Here is an 18,861-nt window from a genome sequence, read left to right as displayed (position 1 = left end):
GGGAAGAAGAAAGAGTTAGGCGATCGCTACGTTAGCCGCATCAGAAACCACATCAGAAGAATATTCAATCCGGTCAATTTTTAGTTCGCGGCCAGAGCGGATGTCTTCCATTGGGGATTGGCATTGGGGGCAGGCGTATTGCAGGCCGATTTCGGGGGCGTATTCAGCTTGACAGTGGTGACAGAAGGCAATCAGAGGCGTTTCTGCGATCGCCAGTTCTGCGCCTTCGAGAAAGGTGTTACGCGTCTGCACTTCAAAGGCGAATTGCAGACTAACAGGTTCTACACAAGTACATTTGCCCACAGTCAGGTGGACTCGGCTGATCTTGGGTTGCTCTGGCTGCGCTTCCCACCAGTCTTTTACCGTGACGATGAGGGCCTTGGTCATATCAGTTTCGTGCATCTTTTACCTCCACTCCGCGACCAATTCTGGGGTTGCCTCTGGGTGAATGAAACTAGCCTTTTCTTTACGAGGCAGTTGACCCGATAAGACCAAATGAGCCATCGTGTCGCAGATCACGCGAGTGGCCATTAGAGAGGTGATGTCGCTGATGTCATAAGGAGGCGAAACTTCCACCACTTCTAGACCGCAAACGGGGGCACGCTGGACAATTTTGCCCAAGAGATAGAGGGCTTCGCGGGGCATGAGGCCACCAGGTTCGGGCCAGCCTGTACCAGGGACAAACCCAGCATCGATGCAGTCAATGTCAAAGCTGATATACACGCAGTCAGTGCCATCCATAGCCCGTTCTAGAGCAAAGTCTACGGCAGCATCTAAGCCCCTTTCCATGATGTCTGTAACAGTCAAAATGTTGGTGTTGCGCTCGCGGCAAACTTTGACACCTTGACGCGGGACTTGCCAGCCACCAATGCCCAACTGCACCAAGTTTTGGGGAGGTGCGTTCTTGATGTTGTTGGCATGGAACCAAGGGCAGGTATGCATGCGCTCGTCTAAGTCAGTCTCTTGGGTATCCACGTGGCGATCGAAGTGAATAATGCCGACTTTCTTGTCCCCTAAGTGGCGGCAAATTCCGCGAACCGTGGGATAACCAATCGAATGATCGCCGCCCATAATAATGGGAAAAGCACCCGAACTAAAGACGTGGGCAATACCCTTGGAGATCTGATCGAACGATTTCTCGTTATTACCCGGAATGGTAAAAATATCCCCGACATCGCAGAGGGTGATCTGCTCTCTTAGGTCAATGCCTAGCTCAAAGTTGTAAGGAGTGTAGAGCGCTGAAATTCGGCGAATTCCTTGGGGGCCAAAGCGAGTTCCGGGGCGATAGGTGGTACCTGAATCATGAGGCACTCCCACGATCGCGACATCATATTCCCCTACTCTTCTCACATCTTCTAAATAAGGCGCTTTGAGAAAAGTATTGATGCCTGCATAGTGCGGCAACTCCCCACGAGAAAAAGTGGGAATGGTGCGATCGCGAATGCTTTCAGCCGCTTCCAAGCCATACTCCAAACCTTTGGAAACTTCTTGTTGCCAGCCCGTCAGAGGCAAATGTGTCTCTAGTTCGAGGGCACGACTGGCTTCGGTTTGGCGCTGTGGTGAATCACCATTAGGGCTGCGAAAGAGAGAATCTTCAGTCATGGTTTATGGCGATGCGAGTGGATTAAAAAACAAAAAAATTGCAACACAAAAGCCCAGGAGAAACCTAGCAGCCCAACTCTGCTACGTACCTCCCGGGCTTTTTTCCCGCCGTGTGACCAGCTAGTGTTTCTACAAAATTGCCGAAATACTTAAAGACTGGTTGCCTCTCTCGGACCAGACGTTGCAGCTGCTAAAGCTGTAACCGGAACCCTAGAAGCAATTGAATTGTTGTCATAGTTCTACCAACAGCTCATAAGCAATTATGTATCGAAAACTACAAACTGCTGCGATCGCCTGCCCTTAGCTTTGCTTTCTGCCAGTCAATGAGTTTAACTGTCCTCATGAGTTCACCTAAATGGGCGATGTCACACCTTATACTTTCCACGTAACCTAAGCTGGGAAGTTTTAACCTGCTTGCAAAAACCACTTTCTCCCACGGTATCCGCTCAACCTCAGGTTCTCTAAATCTCGAAGTAATCTTAGGCACATTCCGGACTGGTGGCTATATCGCTGAGAATCTAAGATTAGGAGATAATGCAAGCAACTGTAATTTTCAGATAGCTGCATTACAGCCTGATCTTTGACTCAACACCTTTGTGCTTCTTAATGACTGTAGTCAATCCCAACCTTTCTAAAACCATTCAATATCCCAGTCGAACAGTCAAGCGGGCCAAACGGGCCATGCGTTGTTCTCCGTTTCGGAGTTCCTTATATGTGGCCATGCGCCAGCAAAGTGTCTCTTTGCAAGCGATCGCGGGGCATTCTGGAGTGCAGCAGCAATATACCCGTCAGCCATTGCCCGAATTGACGGCTGAGAGTGCCTTGCTATGGCTGATCCAGGTAGGCGTGCTGCGGCGAGAAGTCGATGGTCAAGGTCTAACAGATAGCTTTCGGCTCACCCCACTGGGTCGCCAGATTGTGGAGCAGTGGCAGTTGCAAGGAGGGATCTGGCCTGCTGCCACGTTCTGGAATCACCTTTATAACGCCTTGAACCGTTGGGTGAGATTACCGTTCTAGACGGTGCTGATGAATAATTTGGATGGGATAGCCAGCGAGGATCTCGGATGAAAGCCATTATGATTGTGGGCACTACGTCCCACGCTGGAAAATCGCTACTAACTGCGGCTCTGTGCCGAATTCTGAGCCGCCGAGGGTGGCGAGTTGCGCCCTTTAAAGGCCAAAATATGGCTCTCAATTCTTATGTGACGCCGAGTGGGGGAGAGATTGGCTATGCACAAGCGGTGCAAGCTTGGGCCGCAGGGGTCACACCTCGGATTGAAATGAACCCAATCTTGCTGAAACCGCAAGGAGACATGACGTCTCAGGTGATTCTCAAAGGCAGGGCAGTCGGTAAGGTCAATGCTACCGAGTATTACGAGAATTATTTTGATGTAGGTTGGCAGGCGATCGAAGAATCTGTGCGACGCTTGGGCGAAGAATTTGACTTGTTGGTGTGTGAAGGAGCGGGAAGTCCAGCAGAGATCAACCTGAAACACCGTGACCTAACCAACATGCGGGTCGCCAAACATTTGAATGCTGCCACCATTTTAGTCGTCGATATCGAGCGCGGTGGGGCTTTTGCCCATGTGATTGGGACTTTGGAACTGCTAGATCCCGACGAAAGAGCTTTGATTCGTGGCATTGTGATTAACAAGTTCCGGGGACAGCGATCGCTCCTGCAATCCGGAATCGATTGGCTCCAAGAGCGCACAGGCATTCCCGTCATTGGCGTGATTCCCTGGATGGAAGACTCCGGTTTTCCCGCAGAAGACTCCCTAGATTTATTTGAGCGCCGTACTAGCCAGAGTAATCGTGACCTCGCGATCGCCGTGGTTCGCTTACCTCGGATCTCCAACTTCACCGACTTCGACCCGTTGGAATCAGAATCCACCGTTTCGGTGAAATATGTCAGTCCTAAAGATTCTTTAGGCTATCCGGATGCGGTAATTATTCCTGGATCTAAAGCCACGATCGCTGACCTGCTAGCGCTGCAAAAAACTGGCATGGCGGAAGAAATTCAAAACTATGCAGCCGCTGGCGGGACTGTGCTAGGAATTTGTGGTGGCTTCCAAATGTTGGGTAAGATTCTCGCTGACCCAGAAGGCTTAGAAGGACACGAAGGCCGCTACAAAGGACTGGGTTTGCTGCCTCTGAGAACGGTGATTACAGGCCAAAAAGTAGCGCGTCAGCGTTTGGTCAGCTCCAACTATCCGCAAACTGGGTTGCCTGTTTCGGGCTATGAAATCCATCAAGGGCGGACACAGGTGATGGAAGGAGAAAGCGTAGAGCTTTTGTTTGAGGATGCCAATTTAGGTGTGGTAGATAAGAGTTTTTCTGTTTGGGGTACCTATCTGCACGGCCTGTTTGACAACGGCCCTTGGCGACGTGCTTGGCTCAATCGGCTACGGCAGCAACGCGGTCTCAAATCTCTGCCAACCGGAATTTCTAATTACCGCGAACAACGCGAAGCCCTCTTAGATGCTCTGGCGACCCAAGTTGAGTCACATTTAGATTTAGGTCCGATTCTCCCCTAAGAGAAACAAACCAAAAAAATAAGCGCACCCGCTATTCAAGGTGCGCTAAATGTCCCTAACCCTTTGGGTGCAACGTACCCATTTGTCCTTAAGCTATACAGTAAGGGTTGGCCCGTCAGAATGCCGTTAGATTTAGCTTTATTTTAGGGTTTGGTCATGAGTGTTTGCATCCGCTTTCTACCAGACGATGTCACGGTTGAGGCAGAACCAGGAGAATCCTTGCTAGAAGTCGCTGACAGAGCGGGAGTTGATATTCCGACGGGTTGCCTGATGGGGTCTTGCCACGCTTGTGAGGTGGAAATTGAAGGCGGAGAAACCATTCGTAGCTGCATCTCGGCAGTACCACCAGGGCGATCGCAACTGACGATTCAACTGTTCTCCGATCCGAGCTGGTAAATTCTCTAGCCAGAGTAAGTCCTCCCTCGGGTAGATGCCAAGTTAAAAATGACTTGCTTCCTCTGAGAGACGTAGGGATATTTTTTGGTTCGTACCCTGAGCAGTAGCAGCACTAATCAGGAGACAAAATTCATGATTTCCAAAGGTTTCGCCGTTTTGGGAGCAGGTTTACTCACCCTCAGCTTCCTACCTGCGGCCTCTGCCCAAACTCCTCGACAAGTTGCAACAGGTAACTTTACGCTGTCAGGAGAATCACTCCGGGGTGTTGAGAGTCGTAGTATCAGCCAAGATTTTCCAGTAGGACAATCGAACCGACCAGTCGTGTCGTCTACTCGCTCCAGCCCTGCCATTCCTTCTAGCCCACAAGCTGATTTAGCCCTAGAGCCAGTGCCCAGAAGCTGGACTGTGGGCGATCGCGTCGATGTCATTCTCGATCGCTCCTCTGGCACAGCGGTCAAAACTACACCTCTATTAGTTCAGGATGCGCCCGCTACCGAAGCACCCGAATTGCGAGTGCAGTATCAACTGTTGCGGGAAAACCAATAACTCATGTTTGGACGGCAACTTCTGCTGGATCGATATCCCAATTCACCCATTGAATCGCTTCTTGAGCGGAATCAAAGTCAGGTGGGACACGGGCAACGTGCGTGAGGCCAGTGCTGGGGCAGGTCATTTTCAGCAGCAACATTGACTCGTCATCAATCTCAGCATCCACACCGAGCAAGGTGTACTCGCGCCAAGCATCGATCGCGATCGCCTCTAGTTCTTGGCTGACTCGCTATAGCAGTACTGATAAAGGTTAAGACGGGGTGCAGGGGTGGAACCCCTGGCTGGGGGCGAAGCCCCCACACTCCCTTTGTCCTACACTTGATGCGTAGCACTATACTTGTCTCGATATACCGGAATGAGTGCATCTTGTTCAGGCGTGAGTTTATTGATTTTGGTAGTCATGAGTTTAGTGAGGAAAAGCGATCGCTAGTTACCAAATTATTTGAATCGAATATTGGCTGATGATTGGGTCTCCACTCACCAATGTTGCTTCCTCAACAATTGATTGAGCAATTAAGAGCCGATCAAATGGATCTTTGTGATATGTGGGTAGATGATTGATTCCTAAAACATGTGAGAGCCTGATTGGTAATATTTCAATCTGATTCGTCTGACATTGGCTCTCAATTACTTCTACTAGCGGTAGCTTGAATTGTAATTTACCCAATTGAGATTTAATTTGCATTTCCCAGACGCTAGCAACACTAAGTACTAGTGTGTTAGTTGGATTCTCGATCGCTGCCAGGGCTTGCTGAGAGAGGCGGGATGGCTCACTGTCCCACCAAATGAATGTATGGGTATCTAACAACAGCCTCATGAGTTTCCTAACCAAAAAGTTTCGGGTAAAGGCTCGTTAAAGTCACTACTCATTTGCATTGAGCCAGCATGTAGTCCTGCAACTCGTGATGGGGTTGTAGAAGCGATCGCAATCAACTGAGCGATCGGGGTTGTTCCTTCAGTTAAAATCACATCCGTCCCAGCTTGTACAAGAGCTAGTAAGTCTTGTAGGTTAGCTTGCTCTATTTGTAAATCTATTGTTTTAGTAGGCATTGCTATATCTCCATACTTCAAAAGACTAAATCTATTCTTTAAGAGTAAAGCAGTTCTCCGTGATGGGCATACACACTAAAACCATCCGCAAACTGAATTGCTGGTTCTCCTTCTGCATGTAAGCAATTCTCAGAATCAAAAAAAATTTTGGTGGGGCGATCACACACAATACAGACTTTTTGGAAAGGAACAAGCCAACCACACTGTTCGGCCAACAACCGATGTATATTCCATTGATCAGGATCATATAAACAATTAAGAACTAAAATGCAAAATTCATAAACACTATTACAGTAAGCCCACCGCTCTGGATATATGCATTGATTTAAAAGTTTACCTATTACTCGAAAATTAATTTTATCCTTGAATTTCTGAAAGTATAAATCAACTTCCTCATGGAGTTTCATTAGTAAGTGCTCATTAAACTGAAGCTCTAACTGGTCTTCTAATTGAGCGTTTAGTTCTTCCGATAATCTCTCCCACAGTTCATCTGTCAACTGTTCGATAAGCTGCGTCGGCAATATACTCAATTGTCTAAAAATTTTATTAGTGAGGGTGTTGCCTGTTAGATTTTCTAACTCTGCATATCTCAAAAATGCATAAGGACTATCTAGCCAAAGAATTTCAGGTGTTTCCTTTTCAAGGAAAGTATAAAGAAGATTAACTATTTCTCTTACCTTCTGACGGTCAATTCTCTCTGTTGATAAAGCGATCGCTCTCCATTTTTCTCGATATACGGGAATGAGTGCTTCTTGTTCGGGTGTGGGTTTGCCGATTTTGGTAGTCATGACTTTGGTGAAGAGGAGCGATCGCACTAAGCAAAGTTGTAAAATTAGAAAGTAAAAATAGTTGCAAACTCAAACTTTGTCAGAAACCCTAGCGTTAAAACAGCTGCGTAACTAAAAACTATGAATTCTGCATTCAACTGGAAGCCAGAGCAAGGTCTTCTAGAACAGCTAGTCACCTTAGCGCGTAGAAGAGGTCAGTCTCCAGAGGCGATCATTAATGAGGCTGTGACCTTGTACTTAGATATTCAATCTACAAAATCGAGGAGCAATGAACCTGATCCGCTGATTGGTCTGTTCGCAGGTTCACCAGATTTAGCAACGAAGTCAGAAGAAATCTTGCAACAAGGCACTACTGAACAGTCTGGGTGGACGTGGAAAGAACCATTGCAGTAGCAGATACAGGCTTTGTCGTTGCCTTGCTAAATCGTACAGACGTTAGACATGAAGCTGTCAAAGCAGTATATGCAACCCAACGATCAGTGCTGTTACCTCAAACAGTCCTAGCAGAAGTTGCATATCTATTGGGCCGAGATGCGGGAACTACCGTTGTAGTTGGCTTTTTAAATGGCTTGTCTGCAAGTCGCTTTCGCTTGGTAGCTTTAACAGATCAGGATATAGTCCGCGTTGCTGAAATTCTGGCTCAGTATGCTGACAGCCGTATTGATTTTGTAGATGCAAGTGTCATGAGTATTGCTGAGCGCTACAGTAGTACTACTATTCTGACTTTAGACCAACGGGATTTCAGGCTATTCCGACCGAAACACTGTAATAGCTTTGAGATTTTGCCTTAGGTTTAGCGATCGCTCCTGATCAACCCCAAAGTTTTAGAAATCCCCCTAACCTAATACAAAAAGATCAGGGGGAGTAGCGGCTTAATCCTCTACATAGCTCCAATTACCCGGTTCGTATTGGCGCTGAATGCGGACAAGCCAATTACCTTGGGGAATTTGAATGGGTTTGTGTTCTTCGTGGGTGAGGGTGGCGGAGTCAGAGGCAATCGAGAGATATAGTGTACCTTCGCGATCGCACAGTTCGGCTTATCCTTGACTAATTCGGTGGCTGTGTCCGGTGACTTCTTCTGCGAGGGTGAGGTGTGGAAGTTTTTGGCTGTCTTGGGTCGGGAATCCAGTAGCAGACTCAACGGGAGCTAGAATTACATCGCCTTGACGAATCGGTTACATCGTGGACTCCTTGGTTTGAAGATAGAACTTGAATCACTCAGTGACTAGTGTTAGGAAGCGGGAAACTGACTGGTGAGCGATCGCAAACAACGCAGTAGCAGGGTGTAGAACGTCGAGGTGTGGTTACTTGTTCTTGGACTGAGTTTTCGCTTGCTCGATCGCAATTTCGCGCATAGCTTGGAAGGAACTAACATTTGCTGCGCCTTCGATCGCTTTGACTGCCAAATCCTGAACCTGTTTGAGGACAGCACTAAGTTGTTGTGAGAGAGCATGAATCCGGGTTTCTTGATTTTGTAAGTTCTCCTGTAGGGATTGGATGCGTAATTCATAGTTGCGCTTGTTCCCTTCCACGTCTTTGGCATACAAATCTGCTTTGACCTTGGCTTGGTGATGAGCAATGCCCTTGCCTTCTTCCTTAGCGCGTTTGATCGCCGACTCCAACTCTTTCGGGAAGCCTTCCACCTTTGCTTTCAGCTCGGCAAACTGTTTCTCTCGTTCCGCGATCGCCATTTCTCGCTCAGTCCACTGTTGATCGTGCGATCGCTGGAGTTCTTCTAATTCCTGGCACAGGGCTTTTTGGGCTTGCTCGTAGGTGTCGGTGTCAAGCTTGCGTTGCAGCGTCAGGTTGTAGGTGTACTCTTTGGTATCGCGTTGGCGAGTTTTGGTCAGCGTCTCATTGCGCTCTTTCACGGTGCGGCGATGTTCTTCTTGTTCTTTGGCCCAAGCCTTTTTTGCCTGTGAGAATTCTTGCTCTAGAGTTTCGCGACATTGACCCAGTTCTTCGTTGAAGGTTTTAAAGCTAGTGTCATACTGCTCAATCAACGTTTCCAAACTCGCGTCATCAGCTCGTAAACCATGAAGGGTTTCTAGCTGCTGCACTTCGGTTGTGATGGCCTGTCGTACTTCTTGTAGCTTCACCGCTTCTAGCGTCAGCTTTTCCGATAGATCGCTGATAGCCCCACCAAAGCTGAGCTGCAGCTTGCTCAACCCTTCCAACACAGAGGTCATCGTCGGTGACTCTGGTTGCACGACGGTTACTTTCAGGGCAGGTTTCTGGCTTGATTCGGGCGATCGCTCTTTTGTCGCCTGTGCTGCTTGAGTTTCCAACACTTTCTTCTCTTTTAGTAATTCATCAAAAGCTGCAAGAATTTCCGCCTTCGTGTTTTTCTCACTCGGTCTACGAACCATAGTTAACCTCTAGTTGTGAAACAATCGTTGAGCTTTATAGAATCGAGCTAAGAGAGACTAGGATCTGAAGAAAGATCTAAGTGCTTATTCAGAAAAGCTATGTCAGCAAAAGACATCTTTCATTACGCGGTTAAAGTTGCTCTGCAGAAGGCTGATTGGCAGATTACAGATGATCCTTTAACCATTCGTCTCAGCCGAACACTCAACCTGTACATAGATTTGGGGGCTGAGAAAATTATTGCTGCTGATCGGAATGGGCAGAGAATTGCCGTTGAGGTGAAGAGCTTTTTGGGTGCATCTCTAATCTCTGACTTTCATACAGCAGTCGGGCAATTCATCAACTATCGGTATGCCCTAGCTGAGCATGATCCTGAACGTATTTTGTACTTAGCAGTACCAGTAGAAACTTATGATGAGTTTTTTGCACTTCCCTTTGTACAAACCGTAATTCAAGGTAGTGAAATTCATCTGCTGATTTATGATGCTGAACAGGAGGAAATCGTGGCATGGAAAAACTAGAACAATATCGAAATTACATTCAAAAAGCTTTACTGGAACATGCCCAAAAGGGTTCGTCAACAAATAGAGAAGATGGGGTTGAAACCCAAATAATTTTTGATACTGAACACGATCACTACCAATTGATGTATGTAGGCTGGCATAATAAACGTCGCGTTTACGGAGCTGTGCTACATCTAGATATCAAAGATGGCAAGATTTGGGTTCAATGGAATGGTACAGAGGAAGATATTGCATCTTCGCTAGTAGAGTTGGGGGTTCCCAAGCAAGATATTGTTCTAGGTTTTCAAGCTCCCTATAAGAGACAATTCACAGAGTTTGCAATTGGTTAGTTAATGCCAAATTTTATTAACTAACCAAATCTGCTTTTAGCACTTACTCTTGTGTTGATGAGAACTATATTTTTCTAACCAGTTCGTCAAGTCACTCTCACTATTGAAATCCCAAATAGCAGTTTCTAGGCTCCAGAGTACGTTGGTGGAAAGACGAGAAACTTGCTGTTCCATGCCTGGTTTGAGGCTACCAAGTTGATGGTGTAATCGCTGTAGAACTCGATGTCGTTGGTACTCTTCTTCACTGGTGAAATGATGAACCTCTGGTTCAATTACTTTGTAATCTAGAGTTACGATCGCCTCTGTCATTCCACAGATTTCTGCATCTGGATTGTCCCACCAAGGAGGCTCAAACATCACCAGAAAGTAGTAATACTTTTCACCATTTCTGAGCACTTGTGAGGAAAGTTCGAGTTTTTGAAATTTTGGTTTGTGACGAGTCATTTGATGAATGTAAGCAGAGGCAATATCAATCACGGCATCAATGCGAGCATCTAAAGAAGATTGGCCATTCCAGGCATAAGTGCGGTGTTCATCTGTGACATAAAAGGTATGTTCCACGATCGCCTCATTGCGATGTGAGGTATGACCGCAAAGTAATTGCTTCATGCATTACACCAAAAATGTTGAATTTTAGAATTTTGTAGGGGCGAAGCATTCGGTAGAGGCATTAACTCAGAAACCAAATAATCAAAACCGAATGCTTCGCCCCTACGATGTGTAATCTTTAGGCAGTCATCCGATTGGAGGAGCTTTCAAAGGCACGCATGGCGAGGTCTTGAGCTTGGCGCATGGCGGCTTGGAGTTGATTGGAAATCTCGGTGATTTGCTCTGTTTGTTTCTGGATTTTGGCTTCGAGAGATTGGATTTGTAGCTCGTAAAATTGCTTCGTGGCTTCCCATTCCTTCTCCAACAAATCAGCTTTCACTTTCGCGTCTTGGTTAACTTCGCGAATGCCGTCTTCTCTAGATTTCTTAATCGCTTCCTCAAGTTCCGTGGGGAAAGAATCGGCTTTTTGGCGATAGGTTTCTAGCTGCGTTTGGTTCGCTTCCCAGACATGCTCCCGTTCTGACCAATCTTTGTCTTTAGCTTGAGCCGTTTCCTGGATTTCTCGCTCAATCTGGCGTTTCTTGGCTTCGTAGTTGTCGGTGGCAATCGTGCGCGATCGCTCGGTTTCGTACTGGTAATCTTCTTCTTGGCGTTGGCGATCGCGGGTCAGCAATTCGTGGCTTTCGGTTTGAGCCGCCGCAAATTCTTCCTGCTCCTGTTGCCAAGCTTTGTGGGCTTCGACGAGTTCTTTTTCTAGGGTTTCGCGATCGCGGTTGGCTTGCTGCTCTAGGTCTTTGAGTTTTTCTTGATGCTCTTGGGTCAGGATGTGCAGCGCATCGGCAACGATGCGGGTTTGCTGAAGTTCTTGGTAATGTTGGGTTTCAAAGGCGATTGCTCGCTTCAACTCGTCGAGTTTGGTGGTTTCGGTGCTTAAGCGACCCGCCAGGTTGGTGATGATGCTGCCAAACTCAATTTGCAGATCTGCCAAACCGCGCACGATGCTGTCAGCGGTGTATTGGGAAGCGGTTTCTAGAATTTGTTGATTCTGGGCTTTCTCGGCTTCTTCTTCCTTAGTGGCGACCTTGGACTCACTAGTTTGCCGCTCCATCAAAATCTGTTGAAATGCTTCTAAAATCTTGGTTTTGCTGTCTTTGACGGCACCTGAGGTCATGAAACATCTCCTAGAACTAGAACTTGAATCACTAAGTCTGGAAAGAACTTGTTTTGAACCAACTCGAACTCGCGGCGGGCAATCTTTTGGGGAACTTCTGTTAGAGTGAAATCAGGATTGCAAACTGTAGTTTACATTTACTGAACACTATTATGGCATCCGCTTCAGTAAATGTAAAGCCAACAGACTAAATTTGCAAACTGTAGTTGTCAAAATTTAGGCCTGACCGTCAATGCAATGGAAACTGATGATTTTGGTAAAAAGGTGCGCGATCGCCGCCGAGAAGAAAAACTGAGCCAGGAGGAATTAGCGCAGCAAGTCGGGATTTCCCGCAATTACCTGTCGCAAATCGAGCGAGGGCAGGCCACCAACCTGTCCTGGCAAGTGATGGAACGCCTCACCTCAGTACTGGGGTTGAAGCAAGAACAAACGGGAACTTTAGAGGCAATGGCAGATTTACCGTCGAGCTTGGCGGAGTTTGCCAAAACCGCAGATCTCCCCCCGGATGATGTGTTAATGTTGGCGCGGCTCAAGTACCGAGGCCAGCAACCCACCACCCCAGAAAAATGGGAGCTGCTCTATAACGTGATTAAGATGACCGTTGGTAAATAGCACCAAATTTTAGGTCCAACATGCTCAAGCAAGCATTGAAAACCTCTCCCCAAACCCCTCTCCTAAGAGGCGAGGGGCTATGACTCCTCCTTCCCTTGCAGGGAAGGGGGCTGGGGGGTTAGGTCACAGCTTGAGTCACTCCACCATCTCTTAAAACAGTAATCAAGTGAGTGAGGCAGAACGGTTCCATGCAGTACAGGCATCCTGGGCAAGCTTTCCTGTCCCGCTATGGGCTGTTGCAAACTGAGCAGGATGTAGGTCGCTATGTCGAGTTTCTGCGGCAATCAGCAGGGCTGAGCGACGAACCACCGATCGATCTCTTACGCATCTACCAACAATTCGGGATGCCGACGCCTCTGCGGGCACCACTGGCCGATCAGCAGGGCATTTTGGTGGATAGTGATGCAGGCTTAATTCTGATTAAAGAAGATGACCCCTTGGTACGGCAGCGCTTCACCGAAGGCCATGAACTGATGGAGTTGTTGTTTGATGCTCAGGAGCGGTTATTGTTAGGCACCAACACGCAACTACCTTGGCAGGCTGAGCAAAAAGAGCAGTTGTGCGATCGCGGAGCCGCTGAGTTGTTGATGCCCACCTCTTCGTTTCTGCCTCAACTCCGCAGTCTCGGCTTTTCCCTCCGCACCGGACAAATTCTCGCCAATCTCTACCAAACCTCGTTGCTCGCCACTTTGCTCCGCATGGTGCAACACGAGTCGGGAGCCTATGCGGTAGTAATGTGGCACCGGGCATTAAGTCGTCGAGAAGAAAAAGGCTGTCTCCCGACTAAACCCCAACCCAAAAAGAAATTGCGCGTGTGGTGGCGAGCCAAGGCTCAAGGCTGGAGCAGCGGCTTCATTCCCAAAAACAAATCGATTCCCCACGACTCTTTAATTGCGGTGGCCTTTAGCAGTGGTCAGCCACAAACGGGTTTGGAGACGCTAGATTTCGGCTGTGAACTGATTCACTGTTACGTTGAGGCTATGCCTATCCAGGTGGGTGATAAACCCTGTGTCCTATCTCTGTTGCATCTACCTGCCTCTGGTAGGTAAAGGCGCAGCGTAGATAGAACTGTAGCGCGGACATCTTGCCCACGCTATCAAGAGTTCTTGCTATTTATTTGGACGAATTTGGCATTCTCATCATTCCTGGCATGGGCTGCATCATATCTTTTTTGTTGTGATTCATCATGCCTGACATGTTGCCGCCCATCATGTTCTTGCAGCAGCTACACCCACCCTCGTTAGATGGCTGCATCGTTGGCTGTTGCCGAACAGCAGGTTGATTCATCGGTTTTTGAGTGACCGAATCACTCTTTGTGTCTACAGCCGTCGCTTTCGTTTGATTTAAGTTGTGCTCATTCGCTGATGCGGAGCTTACTGCTACAGTGAACAGGCCCAGCGCTGCGATCGCACTACTCAAAATTGCTACTTTGCACTTTGTCGTACTCATAATTGAATGCTCCATTTTTAAGTCGCTCTACTCGGTAGAAATAGCAGAGATGGGAATGAAGCTATCTTAGAGTCTCCAGTCGGCTAGAGAGTCAAGGTATTTTGAGCGATCGCTACCGCTTAACTTTAGAGCAACATGCTTAGGCTTCTACCTGGGTTTTAGCTTGCAGCGCGTATTGCTTGAATCGTTCTAAGTCCGCTTGGATGGTGGATTCCACCACACGCCCCAGGAATAGGTTATCCATCAATTTGCCGATGATGCCAGGGATGGCGTAGGAAATGCTGAGCTTGACGATGCTGCTGTTACCGCGATCGTAGAAGCGGATGGCCCCTCGGTTGGGTAAACCACCCACCGATTCCCACTGGATAATTTGGTGGGGGATGACTTTGAGAGTGCGCGATTGCCAGCTAAATTCCAAACCGCCTGTAGCTAGCTTCCAGCGTGAGAGATCTGGATCGTCCTCCTGCACTTTCACCGAGTCAATCCACTTCATCCAGCGGGGCATCTGTTCCAGGTCAGACCAGAGGCTCCAGGCCAACTCAATCGGGACATCGACTTCAACTTGGACGCTGTGTTCTAGCCAATCGGACATACTCGGATCTCGCTGATGAAGGTGGGTTAGATCCTCCCAACCCCCCTGATAAAGGGGGGCTAGTGAGTTAAACGTTCATTGTTACAGGTTGACGATTCTCAGTGATTTGAGAAAAATTAGCCAAAATTTCTCTAGCAGCTTGTCGCCCAGACAGTGTGGCTCCTTCCATGCTGTCGATGTAGTCTTGCTGGGTGTAGCTGCCTGCCAGGAAGAAGTTGGCGATCGCGGTTTTTTGCGGGGGACGGTAGGGGTCCATGCCCGGAGCTTCCCGGTACAAAGATTGCGCCAATTTGACGACACTATACCAGGTCATGTTCAGTTCTCGGGAGGAGGGGAATAAATCATGCACTTGTTTAAGGACGTGCTGCGCAATCGCCTCGTTACTCTGCTTAATAAACGGATCGCCCGGAGTCAACACCAACTGCAATAGCGACCCTTGACCCGGACGGTAGTAATCGGCAGGGCTAGACAGCGCTAAATCGGAGAAGCAAGAGAAATCTGCATCAGCGGTGTAGAGCAGGTTATCAATTCCAGCCGCATGTTCCAGTTGTTTGCGAGCTTGGGGGTCTTGCAGTTCTGTCACCCAACCATCGAAGCGCAATTGCACCGTTGCCACTGGGACTGCATCGAGTTTGTAGATATTGTCAAACTCGGACCATTGCCGCCATTCTGAGGGTAGGAGGCGTTGAACCCCCGGTATATCACAGGCACAGAGGTAAGCATCAGCAGTGATGGTTTCTTCGGTGTCACCATTGGCAATCACTAACCCAGTAACTTTGGTTTGATTCCCTGCATCTTCAAACAGGACTTTGCGGACACCGCGACGGGTATGAATCTTAGTGCCGCGCGATTCTAAATAATTCACAATCGGCTTGAGCAGATATTCGTGAGGGGAGCCTTTCAGCATGTTCAGCTTCGAGGCTTCGGTTTTGGTGGCAAACATCTGGAAGATCGTCAGCATGCAGCGAGCTGAGATGTTTTCCGTGTCGATGAAGCCCAAAGCATAGGCGATCGGGTTCCACATCCGCTTCAAGCTGCCATTTGAGCCACCATGACTCCGGAACCACTGGGCAAAACTGACGCGATCGAGCGCCCGGATTTGTTTCATGCCACCTTCGTAGTCAATCAAGCCACGAATCATCGGGCTAGTGCCGAGGGCGATCGCGTTTTGCAGCTTATCTCGCAGCGACAATTGCCCCGTGGTGAAAAAGGCTTTCAGGCCGTTAAACGGTGCGCCAATCGGAAAACGAAAATCGAGTTTCTTAACCACACCACCGCGATTGACGAAAGTATGCGTGTGTTGCTTGGGCAGCAGGTTCTCAAACGCCCCAATCTTTTTCATCAGTGCAAACAGATTGGCGTAGTTAAAGAAAAACACATGCAGGCCCATCTCGATGTGGTTGCCGTCAGGGTCTACCCAACTGCCAACTTTGCCACCCACAAACGGACGAGACTCAAAAATCTCTACTTCATGCCCTGCATCGACTAAATCGACGGCTGCGGCCATGCCAGCAAGCCCCGCCCCAACGATCGCAACTCGCATTCTGCCTTTCCTGATCAATTGCTTTACATATTTTAATGGCGTAAGGGACAGAGTGAGCAAACCCTAGACCCAATCGATCTCTAACTTCAGCTCCATCGGGCCGATGCCTAATTCTTCGGCGGAGAGCGATCGCGCTTCCATCAGGGCCAGCATGTCTTTGACGGGTGGTTTGCCACGGGAAGCTCCGGTGACACCTTTAGCAATCACTAAGCCACAGTAGCCCTTCGTTTTTTTACAAACCCGTTCCCACTTTTTGCGGGCAGCTTTGTAGGCAGCATTCTCATCAATAAATTCTTCAAATAAATGCAGATCGCCGTTATTGGTTTGCAAAACCCCTAGATCGTAGGTCATGCCTGAAAACGGATCTTCACCTGGATTAAAACAAATCGCGCTTAAGCCTTCTGCCGCTTGCAATCCTTGAATTAAGGCTTTCGCTTTGGGCTGTGAGGTTTGAATGAAGACGACAGGGAGACCTTCGCCTACTGCTTCAACGCGGGTATCGGCAGGCTGGTAAACTCCTGAGCCTTTCCTGAGGAGTTCGATGGTGTCCCAAGGCAAAATTTCTAGCCAGCGTAGGCAATCTCTAGGCACCAAATCGTCGCGTAGCACCGGAAAGTCTAAATCTTCGTCTGTGTCATCGCTCAGCTCGGCGAGTTCATTGGCGACATCAGGCAAGGTCGAAACTTGGACGGAAAGCTGAGATGTGGAGGACTTTATACCCAATTCAGCTAAGGGAATGCGATAGCGGCTATTAATCGCAGGAAAGTGGTCGAGGGATAGCTTTTTGCCATGCTGCTTAAAAAAGCGGTGGAGGGCTTCTAAAGCAACTAAACAGGCGATCGCTTCTTCCTCATACAAAAACGATCGCATCCGCTCTAGGGGGTGCAGGTTGCCAAAGTTGGGTTGGACTTCGGAGAGGGGCAATTCCGATAAGTCGAGCGTTTCGTCGTCAGTAGCGTCTTCAGTGCGCTCAAAGGTGACAAACATGCAATCTTGCTTCAGGAACGCCGATTCCATGTCCTCGCTAGAGTCTTGGGTGAGAACTTGTTGGCGAAATTGCTTAAGAGAGTCCAACGAGCGATAGAGCAGAATGCCATATTCCATCCCCATCATGCCCATGATGCAGGCATAAAGCGTTTCGACATCCCACTGATTGATCTCGATCGCCAGGATTTGATGCTCCCCCAAAATTTCCCAAGGTTCTCCTTCCCAAAGTGCGTACGTTTTTTCAATTAAGGTTTTGGCGTAGGCTGGTGGTAGTTGGGGTGGATGTACACTGGCCGCTTCTTGAAAGCCCTTAAAAATTTCATCAATCAGCGGCAGGTCTGGCACATAATCAATTACGATATCCAGATCTTGCAAGACCCCCCGTAGAAAAAACTGCAACTCGCGATCGCGTACCACAATCTTTTGTGGACGAGCTGGAGCGGCTGGGCTATGGGGATGCTCCATTGCTTGCAAAAGCGCTCGGACTACCGCTTCCGACCCCGTTTCGGGAGCTACTATGTCCATCGCTCGCACCACTGCCTGTGAGCCATCGACCCACAAAATGCACTCCCCTTCCCCCTTCAGCTCTGCCCCAACACTTGCGGCGGCTTCTCCAGTCAAAGGACGGCGATCGCCCTCCCACACACTAGGAATTTGCGGTAAGTTTTGAAGACGACGACAGGTGGGGCGAGTCAGAGTAGTCATAGACCGAACCAGTGATTATAGAAGGCTAGGACAAGGGGGAAAGCTCAATGGTAGCCATAGTGACATCCTCCCCGCCGCAAGCAGCAGGGCATCCTAACCTCGCAATTAGGCATTCCTGCCCCACGCCACTGATCTAGATCGAACCTCATGATTCTTTCCCCGACAGACCGACTTGGCAGGCAGTTTCCCATTCCCAGAGTTTCTGGGTACTGCTTTGGACTCAAAGCTTGCCTTTAGACTGTGAAGTTTTTACCCATCCACACCCACCCGCTGAAAGCTGAGTGTTTCTGGATGGAACCCCCTAACTTCAGTTTAAGGTTCTGATGCGGTTTCTAGAGCTTTGGAGGTCCCGGCAAAGCCTGACTTTTACTCTCAATCTACGGGACGCAACACCAATCAAATCCTATCATTCGTGCTCTAAGGGACGGGAATTAAACCCGGAGATTAAACCTTAACCATCTGCTCACTGGGTTGAGCAGCGATCGCGATTGTGTCAAGCCTGGGTTTCTGTTAGCTGACCAATCCGCTATCGGAGTTAAGATCTAAAAGTAGACCCATCACGGTTATTTCGAGGGGTTTAGCCTGTAACAACCAATTTAGCTGAAATACCCTCAAGAAAATAGACTGAAAAGCTGAAGCAGTCTACGTTTAAGAAGCATAAGGAGTCGCACCGATCAATGACACAAGCAACTCAGTCTCAACAAGGAATTTTGCTAACTGAAAATGGCCTCCGTCAAGTGCTTTCCCTGCGAGAAAAGCAAGGTAAAGACCTTTGCCTCCGGGTAGGAGTCCGTAACGGAGGTTGTTCGGGCATGTCCTACCTAATGGATTTTGCAGATCCCAAAGATATTCGCGAAGACGATGATGTGTTTGACTATGACGGTTTTAAGGTCATCTGCGATCGCAAGAGCTTGCTTTATCTCTATGGCTTAGTGCTGGATTACAATGATGCCTTAATTGGTGGTGGCTTCCAATTCACCAATCCCAACGCTTCTCAAACTTGTGGTTGCGGGAAGTCATTCTCGGCTTGATTTGCCACTTGCGAGTTTAGATTTGTATCTAGAAATCGGTCCTAAATTACGAACCATGCTCCCCCAGCATGGTTTAATTTATT

24 protein-coding genes are annotated in these 18,861 nt (G+C 48.3%); 11 read left to right on the top strand and 13 right to left on the bottom strand.

Annotation, left to right across the window (positions count from 1 at the left end; translation table 11 throughout):
- Positions 1–15: 15 nt before the first annotated feature.
- Together hypA and speB are read right to left on the bottom strand one after the other, a co-directional pair.
- Entirely contained in the window at positions 16–402 is a 387-nt protein-coding gene (hypA, locus tag KME12_14215) for a hydrogenase maturation nickel metallochaperone HypA (protein ID MBW4488938.1), read from the bottom strand.
- Positions 403–405: 3 nt separating this feature from the next.
- Positions 406–1,602: an agmatinase gene (gene speB, locus KME12_14210; GenBank protein ID MBW4488937.1), complete on the bottom strand. Its 1,197-nt coding sequence runs from the start codon at positions 1,600–1,602 to the stop codon at positions 406–408.
- Positions 1,603–2,208: 606 nt separating this feature from the next.
- On the opposite strand from speB, the gene KME12_14205 reads away from it, so the two are divergent.
- The 4 genes from KME12_14205 (at position 2,209) to KME12_14190 (ending at position 5,078) form a co-directional block, all read left to right on the top strand.
- A complete protein-coding gene (locus tag KME12_14205) occupies positions 2,209–2,619 on the top strand; it encodes a hypothetical protein (GenBank protein ID MBW4488936.1) in 411 nt (136 codons plus the stop codon).
- A gap of 47 nt (positions 2,620–2,666) precedes the next feature.
- A complete protein-coding gene (gene cobQ / locus KME12_14200; GenBank protein ID MBW4488935.1) occupies positions 2,667–4,136 on the top strand; it encodes a cobyric acid synthase CobQ in 1,470 nt (489 codons plus the stop codon).
- A gap of 156 nt (positions 4,137–4,292) precedes the next feature.
- Entirely contained in the window at positions 4,293–4,532 is a 240-nt protein-coding gene (locus KME12_14195) for a (2Fe-2S)-binding protein (GenBank protein MBW4488934.1), read from the top strand.
- Positions 4,533–4,664: 132 nt separating this feature from the next.
- Complete coding sequence (locus KME12_14190) at positions 4,665–5,078, top strand: hypothetical protein (protein ID MBW4488933.1); 414 nt, start codon at positions 4,665–4,667, stop codon at positions 5,076–5,078.
- A 1-nt stretch (position 5,079) separates the two neighbouring features.
- On the opposite strand, the gene KME12_14185 is transcribed toward KME12_14190, so the two are convergent.
- The 4 genes from KME12_14185 to KME12_14170 form a co-directional block, all read right to left on the bottom strand.
- Positions 5,080–5,256, bottom strand: a complete 177-nt coding sequence (locus KME12_14185) for a hypothetical protein (GenBank protein ID MBW4488932.1) — start codon at positions 5,254–5,256, stop codon at positions 5,080–5,082.
- Positions 5,257–5,511: 255 nt separating this feature from the next.
- Positions 5,512–5,898, bottom strand: a complete 387-nt coding sequence (locus KME12_14180) for a type II toxin-antitoxin system VapC family toxin (protein MBW4488931.1) — start codon at positions 5,896–5,898, stop codon at positions 5,512–5,514.
- Complete coding sequence (locus tag KME12_14175) at positions 5,895–6,131, bottom strand: hypothetical protein (protein MBW4488930.1); 237 nt, start codon at positions 6,129–6,131, stop codon at positions 5,895–5,897. Before KME12_14175 ends, KME12_14180 begins: the two co-directional genes overlap by 4 nt.
- 38 nt (positions 6,132–6,169) lie before the next feature.
- Positions 6,170–6,919, bottom strand: a complete 750-nt coding sequence (locus tag KME12_14170) for a hypothetical protein (protein MBW4488929.1) — start codon at positions 6,917–6,919, stop codon at positions 6,170–6,172.
- A 120-nt stretch (positions 6,920–7,039) separates the two neighbouring features.
- Between KME12_14170 and KME12_14165 the strand changes: the two genes are divergently transcribed.
- A complete protein-coding gene (locus tag KME12_14165; GenBank protein MBW4488928.1) occupies positions 7,040–7,312 on the top strand; it encodes a ribbon-helix-helix domain-containing protein in 273 nt (90 codons plus the stop codon).
- Entirely contained in the window at positions 7,291–7,710 is a 420-nt protein-coding gene (locus KME12_14160) for a PIN domain-containing protein (GenBank protein MBW4488927.1), read from the top strand. The genes KME12_14165 and KME12_14160 overlap by 22 nt, the downstream gene beginning before the upstream one ends.
- Before the next feature lie 513 nt (positions 7,711–8,223).
- Here the strand turns inward: KME12_14160 and KME12_14155 are convergent.
- Complete coding sequence (locus KME12_14155) at positions 8,224–9,288, bottom strand: hypothetical protein (GenBank protein MBW4488926.1); 1,065 nt, start codon at positions 9,286–9,288, stop codon at positions 8,224–8,226.
- Between the two features lie 99 nt (positions 9,289–9,387).
- Between KME12_14155 and KME12_14150 the strand changes: the two genes are divergently transcribed.
- Positions 9,388–9,807, top strand: a complete 420-nt coding sequence (locus KME12_14150) for a XisH family protein (GenBank protein ID MBW4488925.1) — start codon at positions 9,388–9,390, stop codon at positions 9,805–9,807.
- A complete protein-coding gene (locus KME12_14145) occupies positions 9,795–10,139 on the top strand; it encodes a XisI protein (GenBank protein MBW4488924.1) in 345 nt (114 codons plus the stop codon). The genes KME12_14150 and KME12_14145 overlap by 13 nt, the downstream gene beginning before the upstream one ends.
- Before the next feature lie 36 nt (positions 10,140–10,175).
- Here KME12_14145 and KME12_14140 read toward each other — a convergent pair whose 3' ends face one another.
- Both KME12_14140 and KME12_14135 read right to left on the bottom strand, forming a co-directional pair.
- Complete coding sequence (locus KME12_14140; protein ID MBW4488923.1) at positions 10,176–10,748, bottom strand: DUF4351 domain-containing protein; 573 nt, start codon at positions 10,746–10,748, stop codon at positions 10,176–10,178.
- A 118-nt stretch (positions 10,749–10,866) separates the two neighbouring features.
- Positions 10,867–11,859: a hypothetical protein gene (locus tag KME12_14135; GenBank protein MBW4488922.1), complete on the bottom strand. Its 993-nt coding sequence runs from the start codon at positions 11,857–11,859 to the stop codon at positions 10,867–10,869.
- 237 nt (positions 11,860–12,096) lie between these two features.
- Between KME12_14135 and KME12_14130 the strand changes: the two genes are divergently transcribed.
- Together KME12_14130 and KME12_14125 are read left to right on the top strand one after the other, a co-directional pair.
- Positions 12,097–12,471: a helix-turn-helix domain-containing protein gene (locus KME12_14130; GenBank protein ID MBW4488921.1), complete on the top strand. Its 375-nt coding sequence runs from the start codon at positions 12,097–12,099 to the stop codon at positions 12,469–12,471.
- A gap of 188 nt (positions 12,472–12,659) precedes the next feature.
- On the top strand, positions 12,660–13,520 hold the full coding sequence (locus tag KME12_14125; GenBank protein ID MBW4488920.1) for an ImmA/IrrE family metallo-endopeptidase: 861 nt from the start codon (positions 12,660–12,662) through the stop codon (positions 13,518–13,520).
- Between the two features lie 64 nt (positions 13,521–13,584).
- Here the strand turns inward: KME12_14125 and KME12_14120 are convergent, their stop codons facing one another.
- The 4 genes from KME12_14120 to KME12_14105 form a co-directional block, all read right to left on the bottom strand.
- Positions 13,585–13,920: a hypothetical protein gene (locus tag KME12_14120; GenBank protein ID MBW4488919.1), complete on the bottom strand. Its 336-nt coding sequence runs from the start codon at positions 13,918–13,920 to the stop codon at positions 13,585–13,587.
- A 139-nt stretch (positions 13,921–14,059) separates the two neighbouring features.
- Positions 14,060–14,512: an SRPBCC family protein gene (locus KME12_14115; GenBank protein ID MBW4488918.1), complete on the bottom strand. Its 453-nt coding sequence runs from the start codon at positions 14,510–14,512 to the stop codon at positions 14,060–14,062.
- Between the two features lie 67 nt (positions 14,513–14,579).
- A complete protein-coding gene (zds, locus tag KME12_14110; GenBank protein ID MBW4488917.1) occupies positions 14,580–16,055 on the bottom strand; it encodes a 9,9'-di-cis-zeta-carotene desaturase in 1,476 nt (491 codons plus the stop codon).
- 63 nt (positions 16,056–16,118) lie between these two features.
- Positions 16,119–17,747 (bottom strand): hypothetical protein, encoded by a 1,629-nt coding sequence (locus KME12_14105; protein ID MBW4488916.1) that lies wholly within the window; start codon positions 17,745–17,747, stop codon positions 16,119–16,121.
- Between the two features lie 677 nt (positions 17,748–18,424).
- On the opposite strand from KME12_14105, the gene KME12_14100 reads away from it, so the two are divergent.
- Positions 18,425–18,778, top strand: coding sequence for an iron-sulfur cluster assembly accessory protein (locus KME12_14100; protein MBW4488915.1), 354 nt, complete (start codon positions 18,425–18,427; stop codon positions 18,776–18,778).
- The last annotated feature ends 83 nt before the right edge of the window (positions 18,779–18,861 follow it).

Source organism: Trichocoleus desertorum ATA4-8-CV12 (assembly GCA_019358975.1).
Taxonomy (GTDB): domain Bacteria; phylum Cyanobacteriota; class Cyanobacteriia; order FACHB-46; family FACHB-46; genus Trichocoleus; species Trichocoleus desertorum_A.
The sequence above is the reverse complement of the archived record's forward strand: the minus strand, read 5'-3'. Positions and strand labels throughout refer to the sequence as shown.

Excerpts from the sequence above, each read along its gene's own strand:
- KME12_14150 (MBW4488925.1), top strand. The coding sequence starts at position 9,388 with ATGTCAGCAAAAGACATCTTTCATTACGCGGTTAAAGTTGCTCTGCAG.
- KME12_14170 (MBW4488929.1), bottom strand. The coding sequence starts at position 6,919 with ATGACTACCAAAATCGGCAAACCCACACCCGAACAAGAAGCACTCATT.
- cobQ (MBW4488935.1), top strand. The coding sequence starts at position 2,667 with ATGAAAGCCATTATGATTGTGGGCACTACGTCCCACGCTGGAAAATCG.
- KME12_14155 (MBW4488926.1), bottom strand. The coding sequence starts at position 9,288 with ATGGTTCGTAGACCGAGTGAGAAAAACACGAAGGCGGAAATTCTTGCA.
- KME12_14205 (MBW4488936.1), top strand. The coding sequence starts at position 2,209 with ATGACTGTAGTCAATCCCAACCTTTCTAAAACCATTCAATATCCCAGT.
- zds (MBW4488917.1), bottom strand. The coding sequence starts at position 16,055 with ATGCGAGTTGCGATCGTTGGGGCGGGGCTTGCTGGCATGGCCGCAGCC.
- KME12_14135 (MBW4488922.1), bottom strand. The coding sequence starts at position 11,859 with ATGACCTCAGGTGCCGTCAAAGACAGCAAAACCAAGATTTTAGAAGCA.
- hypA (MBW4488938.1), bottom strand. The coding sequence starts at position 402 with ATGCACGAAACTGATATGACCAAGGCCCTCATCGTCACGGTAAAAGAC.
- KME12_14100 (MBW4488915.1), top strand. The coding sequence starts at position 18,425 with ATGACACAAGCAACTCAGTCTCAACAAGGAATTTTGCTAACTGAAAAT.
- speB (MBW4488937.1), bottom strand. The coding sequence starts at position 1,602 with ATGACTGAAGATTCTCTCTTTCGCAGCCCTAATGGTGATTCACCACAG.
- KME12_14195 (MBW4488934.1), top strand. The coding sequence starts at position 4,293 with ATGAGTGTTTGCATCCGCTTTCTACCAGACGATGTCACGGTTGAGGCA.
- KME12_14165 (MBW4488928.1), top strand. The coding sequence starts at position 7,040 with ATGAATTCTGCATTCAACTGGAAGCCAGAGCAAGGTCTTCTAGAACAG.
- KME12_14140 (MBW4488923.1), bottom strand. The coding sequence starts at position 10,748 with ATGAAGCAATTACTTTGCGGTCATACCTCACATCGCAATGAGGCGATC.
- KME12_14125 (MBW4488920.1), top strand. The coding sequence starts at position 12,660 with ATGCAGTACAGGCATCCTGGGCAAGCTTTCCTGTCCCGCTATGGGCTG.
- KME12_14130 (MBW4488921.1), top strand. The coding sequence starts at position 12,097 with ATGGAAACTGATGATTTTGGTAAAAAGGTGCGCGATCGCCGCCGAGAA.
- KME12_14105 (MBW4488916.1), bottom strand. The coding sequence starts at position 17,747 with ATGACTACTCTGACTCGCCCCACCTGTCGTCGTCTTCAAAACTTACCG.
- KME12_14145 (MBW4488924.1), top strand. The coding sequence starts at position 9,795 with ATGGAAAAACTAGAACAATATCGAAATTACATTCAAAAAGCTTTACTG.
- KME12_14190 (MBW4488933.1), top strand. The coding sequence starts at position 4,665 with ATGATTTCCAAAGGTTTCGCCGTTTTGGGAGCAGGTTTACTCACCCTC.
- KME12_14180 (MBW4488931.1), bottom strand. The coding sequence starts at position 5,898 with ATGAGGCTGTTGTTAGATACCCATACATTCATTTGGTGGGACAGTGAG.
- KME12_14120 (MBW4488919.1), bottom strand. The coding sequence starts at position 13,920 with ATGAGTACGACAAAGTGCAAAGTAGCAATTTTGAGTAGTGCGATCGCA.
- KME12_14115 (MBW4488918.1), bottom strand. The coding sequence starts at position 14,512 with ATGTCCGATTGGCTAGAACACAGCGTCCAAGTTGAAGTCGATGTCCCG.
- KME12_14175 (MBW4488930.1), bottom strand. The coding sequence starts at position 6,131 with ATGCCTACTAAAACAATAGATTTACAAATAGAGCAAGCTAACCTACAA.